Origin of the sequence: Streptomonospora nanhaiensis (assembly GCF_026642255.1) — a bacterium.
GTDB lineage: Bacteria > Actinomycetota > Actinomycetes > Streptosporangiales > Streptosporangiaceae > Nocardiopsis > Nocardiopsis tropica.
Genome location: NZ_CP113264.1, coordinates 3,737,799 through 3,761,902, shown reverse-complemented (window position 1 = coordinate 3,761,902; position 24,104 = coordinate 3,737,799). Strand labels below are relative to the sequence as shown.

Genomic DNA, 24,104 nt, shown 5'->3' with positions numbered 1-24,104 from the left:
CCCCGGCCCCGCGGGCCGGTACGCGTCGTGGTCCGGCACACGCCCGACGAGGTACGGCCTCCGGCGGGGGGACTTCGCGCGGAGAGGACGGGACGGCCCGTGGGCGGCCCCGCCCGAGCCCCGGGGCTTCCGGGCCGACTGCGGGCCGTGCCCCTACCTGTCCAGGACCCGGCGGAGCGCGGCGAGCACCACCTCGGCGCGGTCCAACCGGGCATTGTGGCCCATGAGGCCGATCCGCCACACGGACGCCGCGTAGCGGCCCACGCCCGCGCCGATCTCCAGGCCGTACTCGTCGAGCAGGCGCATCCGGACCTTGGCCGAGTCCACGCCCTCGGGGACGAGCACCGACGTGAGCTGCGCCAGCCTGTGCCCCTCGGCGGCGAACAGCTCCAGCCCCATGTCCACCAGGCCCTCGCGCAGGCGGGCCCCGGCCGCGCGGTGGCGCTCGGCCACCGCTTCCGGGCCCTCGGCCTCGATGCGTGCGAGCGCGGCGTCCAGGGACGCGATCATCGCCGTCGGCGCGGTGTGGTGGTAGGCGCGTCCGCCGGGGCCGCCGCGCACGTAGGCGCCCAGGAGCCCCAGGTCGGCGTACCACACGGGCGGGGTCGTGACCCTGCGCTCCCAGGCGCGCTCGGAGAAGGTGAACGGGGCCAGCCCCGGTGCGACGCCCAGGCACTTCTGGGTGCCGGAGTAGGCGATGTCGACCTTCCACGCGTCCAGCTCCAGGGGCATGCCGCCCAGGGAGGTCACGCAGTCGGCGAGCAGGAGGGTGTCGTCGGAGCGCTCGCGCAGGGCGCGGCCCAGGGCGCCGACGTCGCTGACCACGCCGGTCGAGGTCTCGGCGTGCACCACGGCGACCAGCCTCGGGGAGGGGTGGGCGTCCAGCACGCGCCGCACGTCCACGGGCTGTCCCCACTCGTGGTCGACCCGTACGACATCGGCTCCGTAGCGGCGGGCGACCTCGCACATGCGCTCGCCGAAGAGGCCGTTGACCGCGACGACCACCACGTCGCCCGCGGAGACCGTGTTGGCGAAGGCCGTCTCCATGCCCAGGGAGCCGGTTCCCGACAGGGGCAGCGTCAACGGGTTCCCGGTGCCCCACAGGGCCCGGAGCCGGTCGCAGGTGCGTTCGAGCACGGCGATGAACTCGGGGTCGAGGTGACCGAGGAGGGGCGCGGCGAGCCCCAGGGTCGCCTCCGGATAGGGGTTGCTCGGGCCGGGGCCGAGCAGGATGCGGTCCGTCAGTGGCATGCGCACACACTAGCGGGGCGTGTGCGCCGGACGCGTGACGGGGAGCGGGGGAGGTCCGCCCCGCGGCGGCGGTGCGGACGGCGGGGCCCGGCCCCCGGACGGGTTCCCCGGGGCCCGCGGCCCGGGCCGCGGGTGCAGGTAGCGTGGATGTCAGCGCCGGTGAGGGGGTTCCCCGATGAGACGCAGGGTGCGACAGTACGGGATCCTCATGGGCGTCTGCCTCGTCCTCTTCGCCGGTTCGCTGCCCGTCTACTACGTGTTCGGCACGGGGTGGGCGGTGGCCATGTGCGCGGCGGCGTCGGTCCTCCCACCGGTCGCGGCCACCCTGGGCAACCTCGCCGACCCGGCCGACCCGCAGGATCGCGGCGCCCGTTTCGGTCCCAACGCAGACCCGGGCTGCGGGAGCGGCGACGACCCCGGCGACGGGGACGGTCCCGGCCGCGCCCCGGGCCCTTCGTAGCCGCGCGGCCCCGGGCCGGCCGACCCCCTTCGGCGGGAGCGGCGGTCCCGCACGTAGTATTCCGGCGGGGTCGGGCACCGTGCGCCCGGACGGCCGCCGCGACTCCCGGACGACAGGGGAGGGGAAGCGGTGACGCACACCAGCACCGAGGACGCCGGGGCGGGCGGCAGCACCGGAGGGGTGCGCATGCTGCGGGTGCTCCACGACGACCCCCGGGTGGCGGGGCTGCTCGCGGGCCTGCTGGAGGAGTACACCGAGCGCTACGGCGCCGAGGGCGCCGCGAAGGAGCTCGCCCGGTACCCGGTGTCCGAGTTCGTCGCCCCCCACGGCCGCATCGTCCTGGCGGAGTCGGACGGGGAGGTCGTCGCCGGGGGCGCGATCCGCCCCTACAAGAAGGACCGCGCGTCCATGGCCGACACCGCCGAGTTCAAGCGGATCTGGACCTCGGGCCGCCACCGCCGCCGCGGGCTCGGACGAAGGGTGATGGCCGCACTGGAGGAGGCCGCCCGGGACCTCGGCTACACCAGGGTCCTGCTCTTCACCGGCCCCTCCCAGCCCGAGGCCGTCGCCCTGTACGAGGGCATCGGCTACCGGTGGGTCGACCCGGCCGAATTCGACGAGCTGCCGTACTCCTCCGCGATCCCCTTCGCGCACGAGCTGTGAGCCCAGTCCCTCCGCCACACGGGCCGCCCGACCTGCGGCGATCCGGTTCCGCGGGGTCGGCTCCGGGCACAGCGGGCGCCCCACGGGCGTTATGGGGGCCGCTATGCCCGTCGGCCGGTCGCCCGTACGGTACCCCCCGTACGATGGGCGGCAACGGCCGTCACCAGCGGTCACCGAGGGCCGTCACCCGCGGCCCCTACGACGGATCCGACAGGAGAGTCACGACGTGAGCGAGCAGCAGCGCCCCGGAGCCCAGACGGACGCACCCGTGTTCAGTCCACGCAAGAACGGGCAGGCGCAGTCGGTCTCCGACGAGCTCGCCGCGTGGATGAGCACCGGGTGGGCCGACACCGAGCTGCGGGACCTGAAGCCGGTCGAGCAGGCCGGGCACACCGCCCGCCGCCGCGCGGCCCTCAGCGCCGCCTTCCCCGGCGAGCGCCTCGTCGTCCCGGCCGGACAGCTGCTCACCCGCTCCAACGACACCGAGTACCCGTTCCGGGCCGCCACCGCCTACGCGTACCTCACCGGGGACACCTCCGACGGCGGCTGCCTGGTGTTCTCCCCGGACTCCGACGGCGGCCACGACGTGGTCCTGTACCTCAAGCCCCGCTCCAACCGCGAGAACGGCGAGTTCTGGCTGGGCGGCTACGGCGAGCTGTGGACCGGCCGCCGCCACAGCCTGGACGAGGCCGCCGCCCTGCTCGGCGTGCCCACCGCCGACGTGACCGGCCTGACCGAGGCCCTGCGCTCCGACGCGGTGACCACCCGGATCGTGCGCGGCCACGACGCCGCCCTCGACGCCCTGGTGGACGGACTGCGCGCCGACGCCGACGAGGACTCCCGCGCCGGGTCCGCCCGGCTCGACGAGGAACTGGCCGTGACGCTGGACGACCACCGCCTGGTCAAGGACGAGTGGGAGGTCGCCCAGCTCCAGCTGGCGGTGGACGCCACCGTCCGCGGCTTCGAGGACGTCGTCCGGGCGCTGCCGCAGGCCAAGGACACCTCCGAGCGGTTCGTCGAGGGCACGTTCTTCCTGCGCGCCCGGGTCGAGGGCAACGACGTCGGCTACGGCACCATCGCCGCCTCCGGCGCCAACGCCACCACCCTGCACTGGACCCGCAACGACGGGCCGGTGCGCGAGGGCGACCTGCTGCTCCTGGACGCGGGTGTGGAGACCACCACCCTGTACACGGCCGACGTCACCCGCACGATGCCGGTGTCGGGCACCTTCACCGACCTCCAGCGCAAGGTGTACGACCTGGTCTTCGCCGCACAGGAGGCGGGGATCGCCGCCGTCGCCCCGGGACGGCCGTTCACGGCCTTCCACGAGGCTTCCCAGCGCGTGCTCGCCGAGGGCCTGGTCGAGTGGGGCCTGCTGGAGGGACCGGTCGAGAGGGTCCTGGAACTGGGCCTCCAGCGCCGGTACACGCTGCACGGCACCGGCCACATGCTCGGCATGGACGTGCACGACTGCGCGGTGTCCCGCCAGGAGGTGCACCTGTACGGCGACCTCGAGCCGGGCATGGTGCTCACGGTCGAGCCCGGCCTGTACTTCCAGCCCGACGACCTGACCGTCCCCGAGGAGCTGCGCGGCATCGGCGTGCGCATCGAGGACGACGTGCTGGTCACCGAGGAGGGCCGCACCGTGATGTCGGCCGGCCTGCCCCGCTCCTCCGCCGACGTCGAGGCCTGGCTGGCCGAGCGCCTGCCGCGCTGACCCCGCCGAGCCGTACGCGCACGGGCCGTCTCCCCTTCCGGGAGGCGGCCCGTCGCCGTCGGGGCGCCGCGACGGCGGACGACGGATCCGGGACGGGGACGCCGAGCCGCGTGTGGGACGCCCGCCGCCGAACCCCCGGGTTTGCCCAAGGACGGGTGATGCTTCGCACCCCGGGGTTTGCGTCGCCGTGTGAACGGTGAGCAGGGGGAGAAGGACAGGACACACCGAGCAAGAGGAGGTTCTCCTCTCATGGGAGACGACAACCAGGGCCCCACGCTGCGGATCTTCGCCTCGCCGGGGCGCTACGTCCAGGGACGCGGCGCCCTGGCCCGGTTGGGCGAGCTGGTCGCCGACCACGGATCGCGGCCGCTCGTCCTGGCCGACGACGTCGTCCGCGGCCTGACCGAACAGGTCGTCACCGACTCCTTCCGCGAGGCGGGGCTGCCCCTCGTCTTCGAGCGGTTCGGGGGCGTCCCGACCCGGGCTGAGGCCGCGCGCGTCGCCGCGGTGATCGGGGACGGCGGCCACGACGTCGTCATCGGCCTCGGCGGGGGGACGGCGATCGACACCGCCAAGGCCGCGGGCGACGACTCGGGGGTCCCGTGGGTGAGCGCGGCGACGGTCGCGTCGACGGACGCCCCCACGTCGGCGCTGTCCGTCGTCTACACCGAGTCCGGCGCGTTCGAGTCGTACCGCTTCTACGACCGCAACCCGGCCCTGGTCGTGGTGGACACGCAGCTGGTCGCCGAGGCTCCCACCCGGTTCCTCGCCGCGGGGGTCGGCGACGCGCTCGCCACGTGGATCGAGGCGCGGGCCGTGCGCGACGCGCACAGCCACAACATGGTGGGCGGCCTCCCGACCCGCTCGGGGACCACGCTCGCGCGCCTGTCCTGGGACATCCTGTGGGAGTCGGCCCTTCCCGCGCTGGAGGCGGTCGACCGGAACCTGGTGACCCCCGCCGTCGAGGCGGTGGTGGAGGCCAACACCCTCCTGTCCGGCCTCGGCTTCGAGTCCGGCGGACTGGCCGCCGCGCACGCGGTCCACGACGGCCTGACCGCGGTGGACCAGACGCACCACCTGGCGCACGGGGAGAAGGTCAACATCGGCTCCCTCACGCAGCTGCTCATGGAGGGCGCCCCGACCTCGGAGGTGGACGCGTTCGCGGAGTTCACGGCCCGCGTCGGCCTGCCCACCACGCTCACCGAGGCGGGGCTGGGCGACGCCGACGACGCCACGCTCGACCGGGTGGTGGCCGCGGCGACCGCGCCGGAGGAGACCATCCACAACCTGCCCTTCGCCTTCACCCCCAGGGACGTGCGCGACGCGCTGCGCGCCGTCGAGGGGGTCGGCCGCCGCGCACGCGCGCGGGCAGGCCTCGGGGAGCCGTCCGCGCCGGACCACGGCTGACCGCCGCCCCGCCCCGCCCCGGCCCGGGCCGAGGATCCGCCCTGCCGGGCCCGTGCTCCGGGGGCAGCGGCTCCGGCGGCCCGGCCCGGCGGGCGCCCCCGCCCGGGCCCCGCAACCGTGCGGGAAGGGGGCCGCGGGCGGCGCCCGCGCCGGAGGGCCCGCCTCAGGAGGCCGGTCCGGCGAGCTCCGCCAGTTCGGCCTCCAGGAGCGGTCCCAGGAACCCCCTGGTGCGGGCCGCGTCCGCGGGGGCGCGACCGCGCGGTGTGGGCTCGACGAACATGATCAGGTACAGGTACGTCCGGTAGAGGGCGAGCCGGCGGAGCAGGCCGGGGGAGAAGTCGAGGACGCCGCCCGTGTCGCGGTACCCCGCGAGGAAGTCGGCGTCGTCCCGGATGTCGCCGAACAGGGCCAGGGAGACCAGGTCCGCCGCGGGGTCGCCCCAGAACGCGCGCTCGGCGTCGATGATCCCGGTGAGGCGCGGTTCGCGGTCGGGGCCCCCGTCCGCGCCGGGCCGCGACGCCAGGACGTTGCCGTCCCACAGGTCGAAGTGCGTGAGGACGGGGGTGCGGACCGGTGCGAGGTGGACGAGGTTCGCGGACACCAGCCGCACGACCTCGGCGCCGCCCCCGGGCAGGGGCACGGAGAAGCGCCGCGCGTCCGCCACGACCGCCTCGGCCATGGCGCGGAAGGCCTCCGGCCAGGTGTCTGCCCGAAGCCCCGCGGACCCCGCCGGATAGCCGAAGGCGTCGCCGGTGACCGTGTGCAGGGCCGCCACGGCACGGCCCAGGTCCCGGCGGGCGGCGGAGGACCGCACGGTCGCCTCGCCGGACCGCAGATCCTCCAGGGTCTCCCCGGGCAGGTGGTCGAGGAACAGGTACTCCCGGCCCGGTTCTCCGGGGACCCGCCCGGAGGCCAGGACGCGAGGGACGAGTCCGCCCAGCAGCGGACGGGCCCTCGCGTAGACCAGGGCCTCCGTGGCCAGGAGGCCCTGCTCATAGGTCAGGCGGGGGCGGTCGGCGGGCGGCGCGACCTTGAGGACCGACCTCCGGCCGTCGCGCAGGACCACGGAGCGGACCGTGTTGTAGGTGCCGCCGGACAGGGCGGTGTGCTCGCGCACCCGCGCCCCGCGCCCGAAGGCGGAGCCGACGAGGGCGTCGAGGGCGGGGTCTGCGGGAAAGGGGCGGTCGGCTGCGGGGGGCTGCACGCACATGGGCCCAACCTAGCCGTACCGGCCACGGAGGCCGGTGACGACCTCCTCGCCCGACACACGGCAAGAGGGCCTCCGGCATCGGTGCGGACCGCGGCATCCGCACCGACGCGCCGGAAGGCCGTCGACGCCCCTCACCACCCACGCCCATGCCACCCTCGCACCCGCCGGACGCCGCAGCCGCCCGAGGGGCGCGGGGCGGCGGCGCCCCGCACCCTGTCGGCGCCGGTTCCGGTCGGCCCGCCGACACCGCCCGCCCCGGCCCGGAAGTCCACGCCTCCGGTGCGGGCCGCCCCGTGTGCGTCCCCGGCCCGGTCGGGAAGCCGCCGTGGCGGGTGCCCCCGGAACGGCCGCGTGCTCCGGGGACGGGAGTTCCGGTCCGGACGTGCCGGGGCCGGGCGGCCCCCGAGGCGTTCCCGGGACACGGGTGCGTTATCTCACGGGCGCCCCGGAGCCCCCGCACAGGCGTCATCGCGGCCGGACGTGGCCTCCCTCACGGGAGAAGCACGTCCCGTCCCTGGTTGACTGGTCCGCGCTGCACGGGCCGGAGGCGTGCCAGGGGGCCGTAACGCACCGCCGCCCCACCCCTCCGCTCCGTCCACAGTCCGCGTACGTCGCCGAAGCGGCCCGGGACGACCGTCTCCGGGCGGACCCGCGCCGCCCGACGGCGTCCGGCTCCGTGTTTCGCCGGACGGCGCGCCCCGTAGCGGGCGCCGTCCGACCGGCCTGCCGCCGACCGGGGCGGACCCTTCCACGCCGACCGTCGACAATGCCGGTCGGCAGTTTCCCACCGAGGAGCATCCCCTTCTCCATGTTCTCCACCCTGCGCACACGCGTGTCCGCGTCAGGAAACCGTCCCGACCTCTGGGTCATGGGCGTCACCTGCGTGCTCCTGATCGCCTTCGTGGTGACGGCCCTGGCCTCACCCGGGGCGGTCGGCGCCGCCGTCGACGCCGCGTTCGCCTGGTCCGCACAATGGTTCGGCGCGTACTGGCAGGTCCTGCTCCTCGCGATGCTCGCCGTAGCCGCCGTCCTCGCGTTCTCCCGCTACGGCAGGGTCCGCATGGGCGGCATGCCCGCACCCGAGTTCGGCATGTTCCGGTGGGTCGCGATGGTCATGACCACCCTGCTCGCCGCGGGCGGGGTGTTCTGGGCCGCCGCCGAGCCCATCGCCCACTACACCGCAGCGCCGCCGGCGTACGCCGACCAGGCCGGAGGCATGGAGGGGGCCGCGGTCGCGCTGGCCCAGAGCTTCGTGCACTGGGGCTTCCCCGCCTGGGCCATCGGAGGGTCCCTGGCCACCCTGGTCATGATGCGGGGTGTCGAGAAGGGCATGCCGCTGCGCCCCCGGACACTGCTGTGGCCGGTCATGGGCGAGCGTGTGCGCACCCACTGGATCGGCGCGGTCGTCGACATCAGCTGCGTGGTCGCGGTCGTCGCCGGGACCGTCGGACCGATCGGCTTCCTCGGTCTCCAGGTGTCCTACATCGGGGGCCGGCTGTTCGGGCTGCCCGACGGGTACGGCACCCAGGCCGCCATCATCGCGGGGCTGACCGTCGTGGGCGCCGTGTCGGCGGCGAGCGGCCTCAACCGGGGCATCCAGCTGCTGAGCAAGGCCAACGTCTGGGCGGCCCTCGCGCTGATCCTGGCCATCGTCGGACTCGGCTCCGTGCCCTTCGTCGTCGACCTCTACCTCCAGGCGATGTCGGTCCACGTCCGCGAGTTCGTGCCGATGGCGCTCTTCCGGGGCGACCAGGAGTGGCTGGGCTACTGGACCGTCTTCTTCTTCGGCTGGTTCCTGGGCTACGGGCCGATGATGGCGATCTTCATCGCCCGCATCTCCCGGGGCCGCACCGTGCGCCAGATCTTCGTGGGGGCCACCGTCGCCCCGGCCGTGGTGACCACCGTCTGGTTCACCGCGCTGGGCGGCACCGGCATCTTCCTGGAGCAGCAGAACCCCGGAGCCGTCTCCGGCGCCTACGAGGCGGACGGGCTCCCCGCCGCCGCCCTGGCCATCGTCGAGGCGCTGCCGATGAGCGCGTTCCTGGGGGTGCTCATGGTGGTGGTGACGCTGATCTTCTTCGCCTCCACCCTGGACGCGATGTCCTACGCGATCGCCTCGTCGAGCATGCACGAGGGCACGCCGCCCGGGTACTTCCGGGCGTTCTGGTGCTTCGGCATGGGCGCCGCCGCCATCGCGCTCCTCCTGGTCGGGGACGGCGGCGTGCAGGCGCTCCAGTCCTTCATCGTGGTCACCGCGGTCCCGGTGGGGCTGATCATGCTCCCGACGCTGTGGACGACTCCGCGCCTGCTCCGGACCATGGCCGTCGAACAGGGGATCGTCGCCGACCCCGCCTCCCCGGCCGCGCGGGACGGGGGAGCGCAGTCGGACCCGGGGGACGGCGCCCCCTCGGCAGAGGGCGACCGGGTCGCGGCGGGCGGCGCCCGGTAGCCGCGGCGCCGTCGGCGGCGCGGGCGGGTACACCCGTCAGGGACCCCGCCCGCGCCGTGGACGGGCTCCGTGCAAGCCTTCCGGGCAGCCGGTTCCCGGCACGCGGAACGGCCTCCGAAGGTTCCCGGACGATCCATGATCTGGAACACAGAAGTAAATGGGCCCCGTCCCGTAGGATCGGGAATGTCCCGGTCCCATGGGAGGTTGGTGTACCTCTGGGCGGGTCCGAACACGTCCCCCGCGGACCCCGTTCCTTTCCACGACACGACCACCCACACGACGACGCGAGGACACCAGTGACCGGGCAGCACAATCCATCAGTGGCCGAGGAGAACTCGGCCGGCGGTAGCGGCGGAGCGGAGCCGCGCACCGCCGACCGCCTCGTCATCCCGCTGCTCCTCGTCTCGGCGTTCGTCGTGATCCTGAACGAGACGATCATGGGAGTGGCGCTTCCCGCGCTCAACAGGGACCTCGGGATCTCCGTCTCCACCGGGCAGTGGCTGACCTCGGCGTTCATGCTCGTGATGGCCGTGGTCATCCCGGCCACCGGGTTCCTGCTCCAGCGGTTCCACCTCCGCCAGGTGTTCATGGCGGCCATGACGCTGTTCAGCATCGGCACGCTGATCTGCTTCCTCGCGCCCGGGTTCGGGCTCCTCCTGGCGGGCCGTGTCGTCCAGGCCGTCGGCACGGCGATCATGATGCCGCTGCTCATGACGACCGTGCTGAACCTCGTGCCGCCGGACCGCCGCGGCCGCACCATGGGCAACATCTCCATCGTCATGGCGGTCGCCCCCGCGGTCGGCCCCACACTCGCCGGCTTCATCCTCAGCGCCCTGGACTGGCGCTGGATGTTCGGCCTCGTCCTGCCCATCGCCCTCCTCGGCCTGGTCCTCGGCTCGCTGTTCATCCGCAACGTCACCGAGCCCCGCCACGCCAGCATCGACCTCCTCTCGGTCCTGGTGTCGGCGTTCGCGTTCGGCGGCCTCGTCTACGGGTTCTCCAGCCTCGGCGAGGGCCACGCCACCGCGATCGTGCCCCCGTGGGTCGCGATCGGCGGCGGCGCCGTGGCACTGGTGCTGTTCGTGTGGCGGCAGCTGCGCCTCCAGCGCGGCGACCGCGCCCTGCTCGACCTGCGCGTGTTCCGCTCGCGTCAGTTCTCGATCTCGATCGGCCTCGTCGCGGTCAGCTTCATGGCGCTGTTCGGCACGCTCATCCTGCTGCCGCTCTACATGCAGAACGTCCTCCAGCACGACACGCTCGTCACCGGCCTGACCCTGCTGCCGGGCGGCCTGACGATGGGCCTGCTCGCCCCGGTGGTCGGCCGCCTCTACGACCGGTTCGGCCCGCGCCCGCTGGTCATCCCGGGCGCGGCGGTCGTCTCGCTGGTGCTCTGGACGATGACGCTGTTCGGCACCGAGACACCGCTGGGCTTCGTGGTCGCCACGCACGTCCTGCTGAGCGCCGGACTGGGCTTCATGTTCACCCCGCTGCTCACCGGCGCGCTCGGGTCGCTCAAGCCCGAGCTCTACTCGCACGGCAGCGCCGTGGTCGGCACGGTGCAGCAGGTCGCGGGCGCGGCGGGCACCGCCACGTTCATCGCGGTCATGTCCGCCAGCTCGGCGAGCCTGCTCACCGACGGCCTCCCCGAGATCAGCGCCCAGGCCGGCGGCATCCACGTCGCCTTCCTCCTCGGGGCCACGATCTCGGTCCTGGCCTTCGCGGCGACCTTCTTCGTGCGCCGCGTCGAGTCGGGCACCTCGGAGGGCGCTCCGATCGCCCACTAGGAACCTCGCGACGGCGACGGCCGCGCACGGGAGCTCCCGTGCGCGGCCGTCGCCGTGTCGGCGGGTCCTCCTTCCCCGACCCCGTCCCCGCCCTCCTCCACGCGCCGCGCCGTCCGCGGCGCGTTCGCCCCGTCCCCGGGACGCCCCTGGATAATCGGTGCGGAGCGGCCGTGCACGGGCGGCCCGGACCGGAGGGGGAGACATGGGCACGACGCGAACGCACGCGGCCGGCGCCGTGATGCTCGGCCTGGCGGCGGGCGCGCGCTCCTCGCTCGGGACGGCCGCACCCCTGTGGCCGGCCTCGTCCGGGCGGCGGCGGGTGTTCCTCGCCGCGGGAGTCCTCGGGGAGTTCGTCGCGGACAAGTCTCCGGTCGTCCCCAGCCGCCTCTCCTGGCCGAGTCTCCTCGCCCGCTCCGCCAGCGCGGCCGCCGGAGGCGCGATGCTGGCCCGGGAGCGCTCGCGACCGGTCGCCGGCAGCGCCGTGCTCGCGGCCGCCGCCGCGCCCCTCGGCGCGCTCGCGGGGTCCGGGTGGCGGAAGCTGTGGACCGACGGCGGACTCCCCCCGTGGATCGGCGCCCTCGTCGAGGACGGCCTCGCCCTCGCTCTCGCGGCGGCCGCCTGCCGGGGGGTCCGCGGCGCGGCCGGGGACGAGGGGCCCGGCCCGTGGCGGACCGGCCGCCCGCACCTCCTCGCGGGGGCGGGTTCGGCCCGCGCCCGCTCCGGGTAGGTGACCCGGGCAGAACACGCATCCGACCCTGGGGAAGCACATGGCACGCCTGATCGACCTGCACGGCACCGCGCTGGAGGAGTTCGACCGCCGGGTCCGGGCGGTCGGGCTCACCGACTGGGCCCGGCCCACGCCCTGCACGGACTGGGACGTGCACGACCTGGTCAACCACCTGGCCACCGAGCAGCTGTGGGTCCCGCCCCTGCTGGGCGGGGCCCGGATGGAGGACGTCGGCGACCGTTTCGACGGGGACAACCTGGGTGAGGAGCCCGCGGCCTCCTGGGCGGTGGTCTCGAGGGAGGCCCGGACGGCCTGGCTCGGCCTGTCGTCCCTGGAGCGCACGGTCCACCTGTCCTTCGGGGACGTGCCCGCCGAGGTGTACCTCTGGCAGATGACCTTCGACCTGGCCGTCCACGCCTGGGACCTGGCCCGCGCGATCGGCGCGGACGAGGCGCTCGACCCCGACCTGGCCAAGGAACTCCACGCCTGGGCCTCCGATCAGGACTTCGGGCCGGGGCAGATGTTCGACGCGCCCTCCCCGGTCGGCCCCGACGCGACGGCCCAGGACCGCCTGATCGCGCTCACCGGACGCACGCCCTGAGCGGTCCCCGGACGCGGGCGGCCGGCGGGGGACGCACCCGCCCCTCCGCCGGGCTGCCGCAGCCCCTGTCCCCGGCGGCTCCGGGGCGCCCCCGGACGCGGCACGAGCCGTCCGGCACCGCCCCGACGTGGCGGCTTCGCCGAGCCACCCCCGTGTCACACACTGGGACGAGAGCTGTACGAGGGGCAACGAGGGGAAGGCACATCCGGTGGACGCCACGATCACCCTGCGGGTCGACGGTGAGGAGCGCCGGCTCACCGTCGACACCCGCACCACACTGTTGGACGCGCTGCGAGACCGGCTGGAGGCGACCTCGCCCAAGAAGGGCTGCGACCACGGGCAGTGCGGAGCGTGCACCGTCCTCCTGGACGGGCGCCGCATCCTGTCCTGCCTGGCGCTCGCGGTCGCGCACGACGGCGCCGACGTCACCACCGCGGCCGGCCTGGGGAGCGGGGACGGCGCCCCCGGCGGGGAACTCCACCCCGTGGCCCGCGCCTTCGTCGACCACGACGGCTTCCAGTGCGGCTACTGCACCCCCGGCCAGGTCTGCTCGGCCGTGGGCATGCTGCGGGAGGCCGAGGCCGGCTGGCCCAGCCACGCGACCGCGGACCTCGACGCCCCGGTGAGCCTGGACGACGAGGAGATCCGCGAGCGCATGAGCGGCAACCTGTGCCGGTGCGGCGCCTACACCAACATCGTCGCCGCGATCAGGGAGGCGGCACGGTGAGGCCCTTCGACTACACGCGGCCCGACGGGCCCGCGGACGCCGTCGCCCTGGTCGCCGACGACCCCGGCGCCGCCTACCTCGCGGGCGGCACCAACCTGGTCGACCACATGAAGCTCGGCGTGGCCTCGCCCACCCGGCTCGTGGACGTGCGCGGCCTGCTCGGCAACCGGGTCGAGGAGCTCCCCGGCGGGGGACTCAGGATCGGCGCCTCCGTGCCCAACAGCGACCTGGCCGCCCACCCGGCGGTCCGCCGCCGCTACCCGGTCCTGTCCGCCGCGCTGCTCGCCGGCGCCTCGGGGCAGCTGCGCAACGCCGCCACCACCGGCGGGAACCTCTTCCAGCGCACCCGCTGCCCGTACTTCCAGGACACCACCACGCCCTGCAACAAGCGCGAGCCCGGCACGGGCTGCTCGGCCCTGGAGGGGCACGGACGCGACAACGCCGTCCTCGGCGCCTCCGACCACTGCGTGGCGACCCACCCCTCCGACATGGCGGTGGCGCTCGCCGCGCTGGGCGCCGAGGCGCGCGTGCTCGGCCCCGGCGGGGAGCGCGTCGTGCCGATCCCGGGCCTGCACCGGCTCCCCGGCAGCGAACCCGAACGCGACACCGTCCTCGGACACGGCGACCTGATCACCGCGGTCGACCTGCCCCACCTGCCGGTGGCCGCACGGTCGGCCTACCGCAAGGTGCGCGACCGCGCCTCCTACGCGTTCGCGCTGGTGTCGGTGGCCGCCGCGCTCGACGTCGTGGACGGCACGGTCGCGGACGTGCGCATCGCCTTCGGCGGACTGGCGCACGTCCCCTGGCGCGCCCACCGCGCGGAGGAGGCGCTGATCGGCGGACCGGCGACGGAGGAGGCGTTCCGCGAGGCCGCCCGCGCCGAGCTCGCCGACGCCCGCACCGGGCGCGACAACGCCTTCAAGGTCCCCATGGCCGTCAACACGCTCGCGTCCACGCTGCGCGGCCTCACCGCCGAGGAGGCACGATGACCACCACGCCGAGCACGCCGTCCGTCGGGCGTCCGCTGACACGCCTGGAGGGGGAGGCCAAGGTCACCGGCCTGGCGCCCTACGCCTACGAGTACGCCCTCACCGACCCGCTGTACCTGGGCCCGGTCCTGTCCACCGTCGCCCGGGGCAGGGTCAGCGCCGTGGACACCGCACGGGCGGAGGAACTCCCGGGGGTGCGCGCCGTCCTGACGCCCGCCAACGCCGAACGGCTGGCCGACACCGAGGACCGGGAGTTCGCCGTCCTCCAGAGCGACGAAGTGTCCTTCCGCGGCCAGTTCGTGGCGGCCGTGGTCGCCGACACGCCCGAGACGGCCCGCGAGGCGGCCGGGCTGGTGGACGTCGCCTACGAGACGCTCGCGCACGACGTGACGCTGACCGCCGACCACCCGCGCCTGTACCGGCCGGAGGAGGTCAACACCGGTGTCGAGGCGGACACCGAGCAGGGGGACCCCGACGCCGCGCTCGCCCGCGCGGCCGTCGTGGTGGACCGCACCTACCGCACGCCCATGGAGCACAACAACCCCATGGAGCCGCACACCACCGTCGCCCTGTGGGACGAGGGGGGCGGCCGTCTCACCCTCTACGACTCCACCCAGGGAGCGCACCCCGTCCGGCACACGGTCGCCGGGGTCTTCGGCCTCGACCCGGAGCGCGTCAGGGTGGTCGCCCCGTACGTCGGGGGAGGGTTCGGGTCCAAGGGCTCGGCGCACGCGCACAACGTCCTGGCCGCGATGGCGGCCCGCGCCGTCCCCGGACGCCCGGTCAAGTTCGCGCTGACCAGGCAGCAGATGTTCAGCCTGGTCGGCTACCGGACGCCCACCATCCAGAGGCTGCGGCTCGGGGCCGACCGCGACGGGCGCCTGGACGCCGTCGTGCACGACGTCGTGGAGCAGACCTCGAAGATCAAGGAGTTCGCCGAGCAGAGCGGGGTGTGCACCCGCATGATGTACGCGGCCCCCCACCGGCGCACCACGCACCGGCTGGCGCCCCTGGACGCGCCCATCCCGTTCTGGATGCGCGCCCCGGGCGAGGCGCCGGGGATGTACGCGCTGGAGTCGGCCATGGACGAGCTCGCCCACGAGTGCGGGGTCGACCCGGTGGAGCTGCGCCTGCGCAACGAACCCCCGGTCGACCCCTCGACGGGGGAGCCCTGGTCGGACCGGGCTCTCGTCAGGTGTCTGCGCGAGGGTGCCGAGCGCTTCGGCTGGCACGGGCGCGACCCCGCGCCGGGGGCCCGCCGCGAGGGCGACTGGCTGGTGGGCACGGGGGTCGCCTCCGCCATGTACCCGCACATGGTGAACCCGGGGTCGGTGGCCGAGATCCGGTACGGCGAGGACCGCCGCTACCACGTCGGCATCGGCGCGGCAGACATCGGCACCGGAGCGCTGACGGCCCTCACCCAGATCGCCGCGGACGCGCTGGGGCGCCCGCTGTCGGAGGTCGTGGTCTCCATCGGCGACACCGACCTGCCGGAGGCCTCCGTGGCGGGCGGCTCCAGCGGCACCACGTCCTGGGGGGCGGCGCTGGTCGCCGCGGCCCGGGTCTTCAGGGCCGAACACGGCGAGGCTCCCGCGCCGGGCGCGAGCGCGCGCGGGACCGCGCCCGAGGACACCGCGACGCCGGGCTACTCGCAGTACTCGTTCGGCGCCCACTTCGTGGAGGCGCGGGTGCACGCCGACACGGGGGAGATCCGGGTCCCGCGCATGCTGGGCCTGTTCTCGGTCGGCCGGGTCGTCAACCCCCGCACGGCGCGCTCGCAGTTCCTCGGGGGGATGGTCATGGGCCTGTCGATGGCGCTCTACGAGCAGAGCGTGGTCGACCCCGCCTTCGGCCATGTGGTCAACCACGACCTGGCCCAGTACCACGTCGCCGTGCACGCGGACGTGTCCGGGCTGGAGGCCGACTGGCTGGAGGGGGAGGACCCGCACGCGGGCCCCCTCGGTTCACGGGGCGTGGGGGAGATCGGCATCGTCGGCACGGCGGCGGCCGTCGCGAACGCCTGCCACCACGCCACCGGCGTCCGGGTCAGGAACCTGCCCCTCACCCCGGACCTCTTCCTGCGCTGACCTGCGAGGAGGGACGGCTCGCCCCGGCGGCGGGCCCGCGCGCGTGCGCGGGCCCGATTGGAGCGCCCCGCCGCGGGTAGCCCGGGGACCGTGCACCGACACGGGGAGGGAACGCACATGGTGGAAGCGATGGCACCGCCGTGGTCGCTGGGCTGGAGTATCGCGATCTTCGTCCTGGTGGCCGCGGTGACCGTGGTGGCCAGCGTCAGGATGGCCACCCTCGGGGACGTCCTCGCGGACCGCACGGGGTGGGGGGAGGCCGTCTTCGGCGCGGTCTTCTTCGGCCTGGCCACGTCCCTGTCGGGGATCGTGATGACGGCGGTGAGCGCCGCCGCGGACCAGCCGGGGCTGGCCTACAGCAACGCCGTCGGGGGGATCGCCGCCCAGACCCTCGCTCTGGCGGTGGCCGACTTCTTCCACCGCCGCGCCAACCTGGAGCACGCCGCGGCCTCGTCGGCGAACCTGCTCTTCTGCTGCCTGCTGATCGGGATGCTGTCCCTGGCCCTGATGTCCGGCTTCGGGCCCGACGTGACGGTGCTGGGGGTCCACCCGGCCTCGGTCGTCCTCGTCGCCTTCTACGCGGGCGGGCTCCGGCTGATCCACCACGAGGGAGCGCACCCGATGTGGCGCGCCGTACACACGCGGGAGACGGTGGTGGACGTCCCCGGCGCCTCCGGCGGCGCCCCGGCGCCCGGCTCCGGGGGCGGTTCCGCGGGGAGCGGGACCGTGGACGCCGTCCGCGCGGACACCCCGGCGGGCGAGGGGGCCGGGGGCACGGCCTCCCTGTGGGCGGGTTTCGCGGTGGTCGGCACCGTCGTGGCCGTGGGCGGCTGGGCCCTGGCGGAGGCGGCGGTCGTCGTCGTGGAGTCCACCGGGCTCAGCGCGGGGCTCGTCGGCGCGGTGGCGATGGGCGCGGTCAACGCCCTGCCCGAGACGGTCGCGGCGGTCGCCGCCGTCCGGCGGGGCGCCATGACGCTGGCCGTGGCGGCGATCATCGGCGGCAACAGCCTGGACGTGCTCAACCTGGCGGTGGGCGACGTCTTCTACCGCTCGGGGTCGCTGTTCCACGTCGCGGGAACCGACGAGCTCTTCCTCACCTGCGGTGCGCTGCTGATGACGGTGGTGCTCCTCGCCGGGCTCATCGTCCGCCAGGCGCGCGGATGGGGCCGGATCGGCTTCGAGGGCGTGCTGCTGATCGCCGTGTACGCGGGGATCGTCGGTGTGCTGGCCTTCTGAGGCGGGTCCGCCGGCCGCTGCGGGGCGCGGTCCGGAGGGCGCCGGGCGGGAAACCCGCCCGGCGCCCCGCCCGCAGGAGGTAGGCGGCTGGGAGTCGGCCCCCGGAGGGGGCGCCGGGGGCCGAACTGGGGAGAGGGTCAGCGGTCCCCGGCCCTCGCCCGGGGAGGAGAACCGGTACGGCCCGCAGGCGCGCCTTCGGCTTCCATGACCCTAGGTGACCACATTCCGGGACGCACAGTGTGCGATTCCAGAAAAAAACTTCGGGAAATCCGGGAACGGCCAGGACCTCGGTCCCGGAAAACGCCCCGGCCGCTCCGATCGCCCGGGAGCCGGGCCCCGGGAGCCCGTGTTCCGACACGCACACGGAGTCGTCGTCCACCCACGGAAAACCCGTGTGCGCACGGCTCCGCCGGAAGGGCGGGGCCGTGCGCACACGGGAAGGGAGAGGGAGGCGCCGGGACCTGCTAGCCGCCGCTGTAGGAGTTGTACCTCTCGGCGCGCTCCTGGCCGGACATCGCCTGGATGGCGTCCATGACCTGGTCGGCGATCACCCTGCGGGCCTTGCCCGGAGCGAGGTGGTCGTAGCCGGAGGAGAAGTCCAGGGGTTCGCCGAAGCGGATGGTGAAGGGGCGCGGACGCGGCATGGACGCCCCCACCGGCTGCACGTCCTGGGTGCCCGACAGCGCCACCGGTACGACGGGGGCCTTGGACTCCATCGCCAGGTGCCCCACACCGGTCCGGCCCCGGTAGAGGCGCCCGTCGCGCGAGCGGGACCCCTCGGGGTAGATCACGCACGCCTCGCCCTCGCGCAGGCGGTCCAGCATCAGCTCCAGCGACATCATGGCGCCGCGGGCGTCGGAGCGCTTCACCGGCATGGCGCCCAGCGAGGAGAACACGGCCTTGGTCAGGCGGCCCTTGACGCCGGAGCCCTCGAAGTAGTCCGACTTGGCGAGGAAGCGCACCGGGCGCTGTGTGACCGACAGCGGGATGATGATGCTGTCCACGAACGACAGGTGGTTGCTGGCGAGCAGGACCGCGCCGGTGGCGGGGACGTTCTCACGGCCCAGGATGGTCGGGCGGCACAGGGTGCGCGCGAGTACCGACGCAGACTGCCTGAACGCACCATAGAGCACGTGGTCTCCCTCACGAGATTGGTCGGATGCCGGATCCAATGTAAGGGCGACCGGTCGGTAACATCGGCACCGGGTCACCCGGGTGCCCCAGGTCACCGCTTCGCGCGGCGGAGCCCGGGGACGGAGCGGCTCCGCTGCCCCGGCCCGTCAGCCGACGCGCCTCCAGTCCGCGTTGGCGCCGCACACGACCAGGCAGGGGCGCTCCCCGGGGACCCGTCCGGCGAGCCAGGCGGCGAAGGGCACCGCCGCCGCCGGTTCGGTGGCGATCCGGAACTCCTGCCACAGGCGGTCCTGCGCCTCGACGATCTCGGCGTCGTCCACGAGCGCCGGGGTCACCGGGTGGGCGCGCAGCACCTCGAACGGCACGCGGCCGAGGACGGACGCGCCCAGGGCGGAGGCGGCCACCGAGTCCACCGGGGTCTGCACCGGCCGGCCCGCCGCCAGTGCGGCGTGCAGGCTCTGGCAGCCCTCGGGCTCCACGCCCACGACCTGGCGTCCGCCCGCTCCCAGACGCACGCCGGCGGCGAGCCCGCCCCCGCCGACCGCGACCGCGATCGTGTCGCACTCGGGCGCGTCCGTGGCGATCTCCAGACCGATCGTGCCCTGGCCCGCGACGACCAGGGCGTCGTCGAAGGCGTGGAGGTAGCGCACACCCTCCGCCTCCGCGCGGGCCCTGGCGGCCTCGGCGGCCACGGCGTAGTGCTCGCCCAGCCGGACGATCTCGGCCCCGGTGGCGGCCAGCGGCGCCGCCTTGGCCTCGGGGACGGTCTCGGGCACGTACACCGTGGCGTGCACGCCCAGCAGCCGCGCGGCGGTCGCCACGCCCAGCCCGTGGTTGCCGCCGGAGGCGGTGATGACGCGCTCGGCCGGCTCCCCGCCGAGCAGCGCGTTGAGGGCCCCGCGCAGCTTGAACGCGCCCGTGAGCTGGAGGTGCTCCAGCTTCAGGGACAGCGGACGGCCGTCCACCTCGGTGTGCAGCACGGGGGTCCGTCGGGCGTAGGGCGCGATGCGCTCCGCCGCCGCGCGGACGTCGGTGGCCGTGGGCGTGCGCGCGGCGTGCGCGGTCGTGGGGCTCATGGCTCCACTCTGCCGCTACTGACGATTAACTTAAAGTTGGGTCTGCTAAAGATCAGTAAGCAGAACTTTGTGCCGGATGTTGTTTGGGGGAGGGTCGCCGTGCTGGACGCCAACCGGCTCCGCGTGCTCGTGGAGATCGCGCACGCGGGATCCATCGCCGCCGCGGCCGAGCGACTGTCGTTCACCCCGCCCGCCCTCTCCCAGCAGCTCACCAAGCTGGAGCGCGAGGTCGGATGCGCACTGGTCGAGCGCGGACGCACGGGGGCCACCCTCACCGAGGCGGGGCGGGTGCTGCTCGCCCACGGGGAACGCGTCCTGGGCGAGCTGCGCGACGCCGAGACCGCCGTCCGCGCGTTCGCGGGGGTGGTCCCCGACCGCCTGTCCCTGGGGGCCTTCGCCAGCGCGGGCAAGGTCCTGCTGCCCGCCACCCTCGCCGCCTTCGGCCGCGAGCACCCGCACGTGCGGCTGTCCCTGTCCGACATCGAGCCGCCCGGAGGGTACGGCCTGGTCGCCTCCGGCGAGCTGGACCTGCTCGTCACGCACCGCTACCCGGGCGTGCCCCTGCCGCGGGCCGGCGGCCTGCACCGCGAACGCGTCCTCGTCGACCCGCTGCTCGCGGTCGCCCCCACCGGGCACCCCCTCGGCGACCACGACCTGGGGCTGGCGGACCTGGCCGACGAGGAGTGGATCTGCGGGGCGCCCGGGATCCACAACCGCGTCAGCCTGGACACCGCGGCGGCCGCGGCCGGGGTCCGCCTGACCGTGGCCTACGAGACCCGCGACTACGAGGTCGCCCTCGCGCTCATCGAGGCCGGGGTCGGTGTGGCGCTCGTGCCGAGCAGCATCCTGGGCGCCGCGCGCCCGGGGCTCCGGGTGAGCCGCCCCCTGCGCGACGCCCGCCTGGCCAGGGAGATCTACGCCGTCCACCGGCGGCGGCCGACCGGGCCCGTCCACGCCATGGTCACTATGCTGCGCGAGGTGGCGGACCGTGCCCTGGGGGCGACACCGGAACTCCCCTGAGGCGGGGACGGCCGTCGGCGCGCATGCGGGTGCGCGTGCGGAGCTCGCCCCCGCCCGGCCGAGCGCCTGGCCCGTCGGCGCGCACGCGTGCGTGCGAGGTCCCGCACGACGAGTGCCGCCGGCCGGGAGAGGTCCAGGGTCACCCGTGCGGCCCCGCGCCCCGCTCCCCGGGGACCGGGTCCTCCTCCGCGCACACGGATGCCGGGGCCCGCGCCCCGTCCGCGGACGTGCGGGGCGGCCGGAGCCCGGTGCCGGGGCGGGGGTCACAGCGGCGGCGCCCCGGGCGGCAGGGGGGCGTTCCACCGGTACCGCAGCGCGAGGATCCGCACGGTGAAGCAGACCAGGGCGCCGACGACCGCGACCAGGCCCGTGCCGAACCCGGCCACGTTCGCGAGCACGACGAACGCGGCGCCGAGCATCGCCGGGATGGCGTACAGGTGCGAGTTGGCGCTGAGCACGGTCGGTACGCGGTTGAGCAGCACGTCGCGGACGGTGCCGCCGCCGACCCCGGTGATCGCGCCCAGCAGGACCGCCTGGAGCGGACCGAACCCCATCTCCTGCGCCTTGGTCGCGCCGATCACCGCGAACAGGCTCAGGCCGGCCGCGTCGAACAGCAGGATCGGCCTGGACAGGTGCGTCAGCTGGCGGCTGAGGAAGAAGGCCAGCGTGCCGCCGACGAGCGCGGTCGTGATGTAGCGCCAGTCCTGGAAGGTCGCCGGGGTCACCCCCAGCAGGACGTCGCGGATGACGCCGCCGCCGATGGCGGTGACCAGGCCGAGGGACAGCACACCGACGATGTCCACCCGGGCGGTGCGGATGGCCGTCAGGGCCCCGTCGACGGCGAACGCCAGGATGCCGACGAGGTCGAGGACGAGGAGGAGGTTCTGCGTGGACATGGGGATGCGCCGGGGAGGCGGTTCCTTCCGGATCGGACCGGGTGACGACCTGCAATTCCATCACGCCCCGGCCCGCGCACGGCCCGTTCCGGGGGTGACGCGCCGCACGCGGGCGCTCCGCCGGACCGCGCTCCCCGTGCGCGTCCGCGGCCGTCCGCCGTACGCGTGCGGGCCGCTTCCGCGCCTCCCGCGCGGTTCCGGAGGCGCGAACCCGTGGAATAGCCGCGTGTCGGACCTTCCCCCCACCCCGGGCAGGGGCCACCATCGTGGTTGACCCACCGGGCTGCGGGCGGAACGAGGCACATGGAACACCTGGACGCGATCATCATCGGCATGGGACCGGGCGGCGAGACGGTCGCGAGCCGTCTGCTCGAGGCGGGCAGGCGGGTCGCCGTCATCGAGCGCGAACTCGTCGGCGGCGAGTGCGGCTACTACGCCTGCATCCCCACCAAGGTGCTGCTGCGGCCCCCGGAGGTTCGCGCGGAGGCCGTCGGCGCGGCGGGCGTCTCCCCGCCGGACCTCGACTGGCCCCGGCTGCGCGAGTACCGCGATCAGATGATCCGCCACCTCGACGACTCCGCACAGGTCCAGGGGTACCGGGACCAGGGCGCGCTGGTGTTCAAGGGCGAGGGGCGCGTGATCGGCCGCGACCCCTGGCGCGTGGCGGTGGGGGACACCGAGCTCACCGCCGACCACGTGGTCGTCGCCACCGGGTCCTCGGCCGTGCGCCCGCCGATCGACGGCCTCGACGCCCTGGACCGGTCCATGGTGTGGACCAACCGGGAGGCCACCACCCTCACGGAGATCCCCCGCAGCGCCCTCGTGGTCGGCGGCAGCGCCGTCGGCGTCGAACTGGGGCAGTTCCTGTCCCGGATGGGCGCCGCGGTGACGGTCGTCCAGCGCGGGCCCCGCCTGGTGGACCGCGAGGAACCGCGGCTGTGCGAGCTGATCGGCGACCAGTTCGCCCGCGACGGCATCTCCGTGCACCTGGGGACCCAGGTCGCCTCGGTGTCCAGGGACGGCGACGGCGTGCTCGCCACCCTCGACAACGGCGAGCGCGTCCGCGCCGACGTGGTGGTGCTCGCCACCGGTCGCCGGCCCCGGACCGACGGCCTCGGGCTGGAGGAGGCCGGCGTGCGGACGGACCGGAGCGGCCTGCCGGTGGACGAGCGCTGCCGGGCGGAGCCGGGCCTGTGGGGCATCGGCGACGCGACCGGGGTGTCGATGTTCACGCACGTGGCCAAGTACCAGGGGCGCGTCGTCGCCGACAACATCCTGGGCAGGGAGCGCACCGCCGACTACACGGCGGTCCCCCGCGTGATCTTCTCCGAGCCCGAGATCGCGGCGGTGGGGCTCACCGCCCGGCAGGCGGTGGAGCGCGGGATCGACGCGGTCACCGCCGAGGCCGACCTGCCCGAGACCCTGGCCCGGCCCTGGACCTACGGGACCGACCCGCGCGGCACGCTCGGGCTGGTCGCCGACCGCGGGCGCGGGGTCCTGGTCGGCGCGTGGGCGTTCGGGCCGATGGCGTCGGAGTGGATCCACACCGCCGCGCTGGCGATCCGGGCAGGGATCCCGGTGGCGACCCTGCTCGACTCCGTCCCCCAGTTCCCGACCTTCAACGAGGCCTACCTGATCGCGCTGGAGAAGCTGGAGGCGTAGCGGCCGGACCGGGACCGCGGCGTCAGCCGGAGGAGGCCAGGGTGGCCTCCTCCTCGGCCTCCACGCTGCGGTTCCACTCGGCCTTGGAGGCCTGCCAGCCGTCCTCGTCGCGGCCCAGGCGCCAGTAGCCGGAGATGGACAGGCTCTCCTTGGCCAGCCCGTACTCGACGCGCAGGAGGCGGCGCAGGTCGCGGACGAACCCCGCCTCGCCGTGCACGAACGCGTGCACGGCGCCCTCGGGGAGGTCGAGCGCGCGCACGGCCGGGACCAGGAGGGACCCGACGGGCCGGTCTCCGCGGTGCAGCCAGTGCACGTGGACGTCGTCGTGGGCGTCGAGCTTGTGCTCCTCCTCGGGCCCCTGGACCTCGACGAACACGTGCGCGGTGCGGCCGACCGGAAGCCGCTCCACGGAGGCGGCGATGGCGGGAAGGGCGCTCTCGTCCCCGGCCAGCAGGTGCCAGTCGGCGCCGGGGTCGGGGGAGTAGCCGCCGCCCGGCCCCAGCATGCACAGCCGGTCGCCGTGCGAGGCGCCCGCCGCCCAGGCACCGGCCAGGCCGGAGCTGCCGTGGTGGACGAAGTCGATGGTCAGCCGGCGGGAGTCGGGGTCCCAGGCGCGCACGGTGTAGGTGCGGGTGACCGGCCACTCCTCGCGGGGGCGCTCGGCGCGGATCCGGTCCACGTCGAGGGGTTCCGGGTCGCCCGGGGCGGGCGGCGGGAACAGGAGCTTGACGTAGCTGTCGGTGTGGCCCCCGGTCGCGAACGAGGAGAGTCCGTCACCGCCGAACACGACCCGGACCATGTGCGGCGTCAGCTGCTCGACCGACTCCACCCGTCCCGTGTGGACGGTCCTCTTCGGACGTTCCCGCCGCTCTGCCATGGTGTCCCCGTTCTCGCGTCGTGGGTTAGGTAAGCCTAACCACCTCACACGGTAGGGCACCCTGCGCCAACAGGGCAAACCGCCGCGAACCACAGGGCCGGTCCGGGGCCGGGCCGGAGTCTCACGGACGT

At 74.9% G+C, this 24,104-nt stretch carries 20 protein-coding genes; 14 read left to right on the top strand and 6 right to left on the bottom strand.

The features are described from left to right. Positions 1 to 153: 153 nt before the first annotated feature. On the bottom strand, positions 154 to 1,251 hold the full coding sequence (locus OUQ99_RS16265; protein ID WP_267944601.1) for a pyridoxal-phosphate-dependent aminotransferase family protein: 1,098 nt from the start codon (positions 1,249 to 1,251) through the stop codon (positions 154 to 156). Between the two features lie 175 nt (positions 1,252 to 1,426). On the opposite strand from OUQ99_RS16265, the gene OUQ99_RS16260 reads away from it, so the two are divergent. The 4 genes from OUQ99_RS16260 (at position 1,427) to OUQ99_RS16245 (ending at position 5,498) form a co-directional block, all read left to right on the top strand. Further along, the gene (locus OUQ99_RS16260) at positions 1,427 to 1,711 is read left to right on the top strand and encodes a DUF3099 domain-containing protein (protein WP_267944600.1); all 285 of its coding nucleotides are present in this window, start codon (positions 1,427 to 1,429) and stop codon (positions 1,709 to 1,711) included. Between the two features lie 129 nt (positions 1,712 to 1,840). After that, positions 1,841 to 2,374 carry a GNAT family N-acetyltransferase gene (locus OUQ99_RS16255; RefSeq protein ID WP_378551995.1) on the top strand — a complete coding sequence of 178 codons (534 nt, stop codon included), beginning with the start codon at positions 1,841 to 1,843 and terminating at the stop codon, positions 2,372 to 2,374. Positions 2,375 to 2,600: 226 nt separating this feature from the next. Further along, the gene (locus tag OUQ99_RS16250) at positions 2,601 to 4,091 is read left to right on the top strand and encodes an aminopeptidase P family protein (protein WP_267944599.1); all 1,491 of its coding nucleotides are present in this window, start codon (positions 2,601 to 2,603) and stop codon (positions 4,089 to 4,091) included. Between the two features lie 249 nt (positions 4,092 to 4,340). Then, a complete protein-coding gene (locus tag OUQ99_RS16245; protein WP_267944598.1) occupies positions 4,341 to 5,498 on the top strand; it encodes a glycerol dehydrogenase in 1,158 nt (385 codons plus the stop codon). A gap of 163 nt (positions 5,499 to 5,661) precedes the next feature. Here the strand turns inward: OUQ99_RS16245 and OUQ99_RS16240 are convergent, their stop codons facing one another. Beyond that, the gene (locus OUQ99_RS16240; RefSeq protein WP_267944597.1) at positions 5,662 to 6,708 is read right to left on the bottom strand and encodes a phosphotransferase family protein; all 1,047 of its coding nucleotides are present in this window, start codon (positions 6,706 to 6,708) and stop codon (positions 5,662 to 5,664) included. A gap of 808 nt (positions 6,709 to 7,516) precedes the next feature. Between OUQ99_RS16240 and OUQ99_RS16235 the strand changes: the two genes are divergently transcribed. The 8 genes from OUQ99_RS16235 to OUQ99_RS16200 all read left to right on the top strand — a co-directional run bounded on the left by OUQ99_RS16235 (position 7,517) and on the right by OUQ99_RS16200 (position 17,308). Continuing rightward, on the top strand, positions 7,517 to 9,157 hold the full coding sequence (locus tag OUQ99_RS16235; protein ID WP_267944596.1) for a BCCT family transporter: 1,641 nt from the start codon (positions 7,517 to 7,519) through the stop codon (positions 9,155 to 9,157). 296 nt (positions 9,158 to 9,453) lie between these two features. Continuing rightward, positions 9,454 to 10,941, top strand: coding sequence for an MDR family MFS transporter (locus OUQ99_RS16230; protein ID WP_431061422.1), 1,488 nt, complete (start codon positions 9,454 to 9,456; stop codon positions 10,939 to 10,941). Between the two features lie 202 nt (positions 10,942 to 11,143). Continuing rightward, the gene (locus tag OUQ99_RS16225) at positions 11,144 to 11,668 is read left to right on the top strand and encodes a hypothetical protein (protein WP_267944594.1); all 525 of its coding nucleotides are present in this window, start codon (positions 11,144 to 11,146) and stop codon (positions 11,666 to 11,668) included. A gap of 40 nt (positions 11,669 to 11,708) precedes the next feature. Next, on the top strand, positions 11,709 to 12,269 hold the full coding sequence (locus OUQ99_RS16220) for a TIGR03086 family metal-binding protein (protein ID WP_267944593.1): 561 nt from the start codon (positions 11,709 to 11,711) through the stop codon (positions 12,267 to 12,269). A 208-nt stretch (positions 12,270 to 12,477) separates the two neighbouring features. After that, on the top strand, positions 12,478 to 12,996 hold the full coding sequence (locus tag OUQ99_RS16215) for a 2Fe-2S iron-sulfur cluster-binding protein (protein WP_267944592.1): 519 nt from the start codon (positions 12,478 to 12,480) through the stop codon (positions 12,994 to 12,996). Further along, positions 12,993 to 13,985, top strand: a complete 993-nt coding sequence (locus OUQ99_RS16210; RefSeq protein ID WP_267944591.1) for an FAD binding domain-containing protein — start codon at positions 12,993 to 12,995, stop codon at positions 13,983 to 13,985. Before OUQ99_RS16215 ends, OUQ99_RS16210 begins: the two co-directional genes overlap by 4 nt. Then, complete coding sequence (locus tag OUQ99_RS16205) at positions 13,982 to 16,072, top strand: xanthine dehydrogenase family protein molybdopterin-binding subunit (RefSeq protein ID WP_267944590.1); 2,091 nt, start codon at positions 13,982 to 13,984, stop codon at positions 16,070 to 16,072. The genes OUQ99_RS16210 and OUQ99_RS16205 overlap by 4 nt, the downstream gene beginning before the upstream one ends. Positions 16,073 to 16,189: 117 nt before the next feature. After that, positions 16,190 to 17,308: a sodium:calcium antiporter gene (locus OUQ99_RS16200; RefSeq protein WP_267944589.1), complete on the top strand. Its 1,119-nt coding sequence runs from the start codon at positions 16,190 to 16,192 to the stop codon at positions 17,306 to 17,308. A 464-nt stretch (positions 17,309 to 17,772) separates the two neighbouring features. Here the strand turns inward: OUQ99_RS16200 and OUQ99_RS16195 are convergent, their stop codons facing one another. Together OUQ99_RS16195 and OUQ99_RS16190 are read right to left on the bottom strand one after the other, a co-directional pair. Further along, positions 17,773 to 18,441 (bottom strand): lysophospholipid acyltransferase family protein, encoded by a 669-nt coding sequence (locus tag OUQ99_RS16195; protein ID WP_267944588.1) that lies wholly within the window; start codon positions 18,439 to 18,441, stop codon positions 17,773 to 17,775. A 147-nt stretch (positions 18,442 to 18,588) separates the two neighbouring features. Beyond that, positions 18,589 to 19,518 (bottom strand): threonine/serine dehydratase, encoded by a 930-nt coding sequence (locus OUQ99_RS16190; protein WP_267944587.1) that lies wholly within the window; start codon positions 19,516 to 19,518, stop codon positions 18,589 to 18,591. A gap of 99 nt (positions 19,519 to 19,617) precedes the next feature. Between OUQ99_RS16190 and OUQ99_RS16185 the strand changes: the two genes are divergently transcribed. Next, positions 19,618 to 20,538, top strand: coding sequence for a LysR substrate-binding domain-containing protein (locus tag OUQ99_RS16185; protein WP_267944586.1), 921 nt, complete (start codon positions 19,618 to 19,620; stop codon positions 20,536 to 20,538). A gap of 263 nt (positions 20,539 to 20,801) precedes the next feature. Here OUQ99_RS16185 and OUQ99_RS16180 read toward each other — a convergent pair whose 3' ends face one another. Next, positions 20,802 to 21,434, bottom strand: coding sequence for a trimeric intracellular cation channel family protein (locus OUQ99_RS16180; protein ID WP_267944585.1), 633 nt, complete (start codon positions 21,432 to 21,434; stop codon positions 20,802 to 20,804). Between the two features lie 303 nt (positions 21,435 to 21,737). Between OUQ99_RS16180 and OUQ99_RS16175 the strand changes: the two genes are divergently transcribed. Next, the gene (locus tag OUQ99_RS16175) at positions 21,738 to 23,096 is read left to right on the top strand and encodes a dihydrolipoyl dehydrogenase family protein (protein WP_267944584.1); all 1,359 of its coding nucleotides are present in this window, start codon (positions 21,738 to 21,740) and stop codon (positions 23,094 to 23,096) included. Between the two features lie 22 nt (positions 23,097 to 23,118). Here OUQ99_RS16175 and OUQ99_RS16170 read toward each other — a convergent pair whose 3' ends face one another. Continuing rightward, positions 23,119 to 23,973, bottom strand: coding sequence for a siderophore-interacting protein (locus tag OUQ99_RS16170; RefSeq protein WP_267944583.1), 855 nt, complete (start codon positions 23,971 to 23,973; stop codon positions 23,119 to 23,121). Between the last annotated feature and the right edge of the window lie 131 nt (positions 23,974 to 24,104).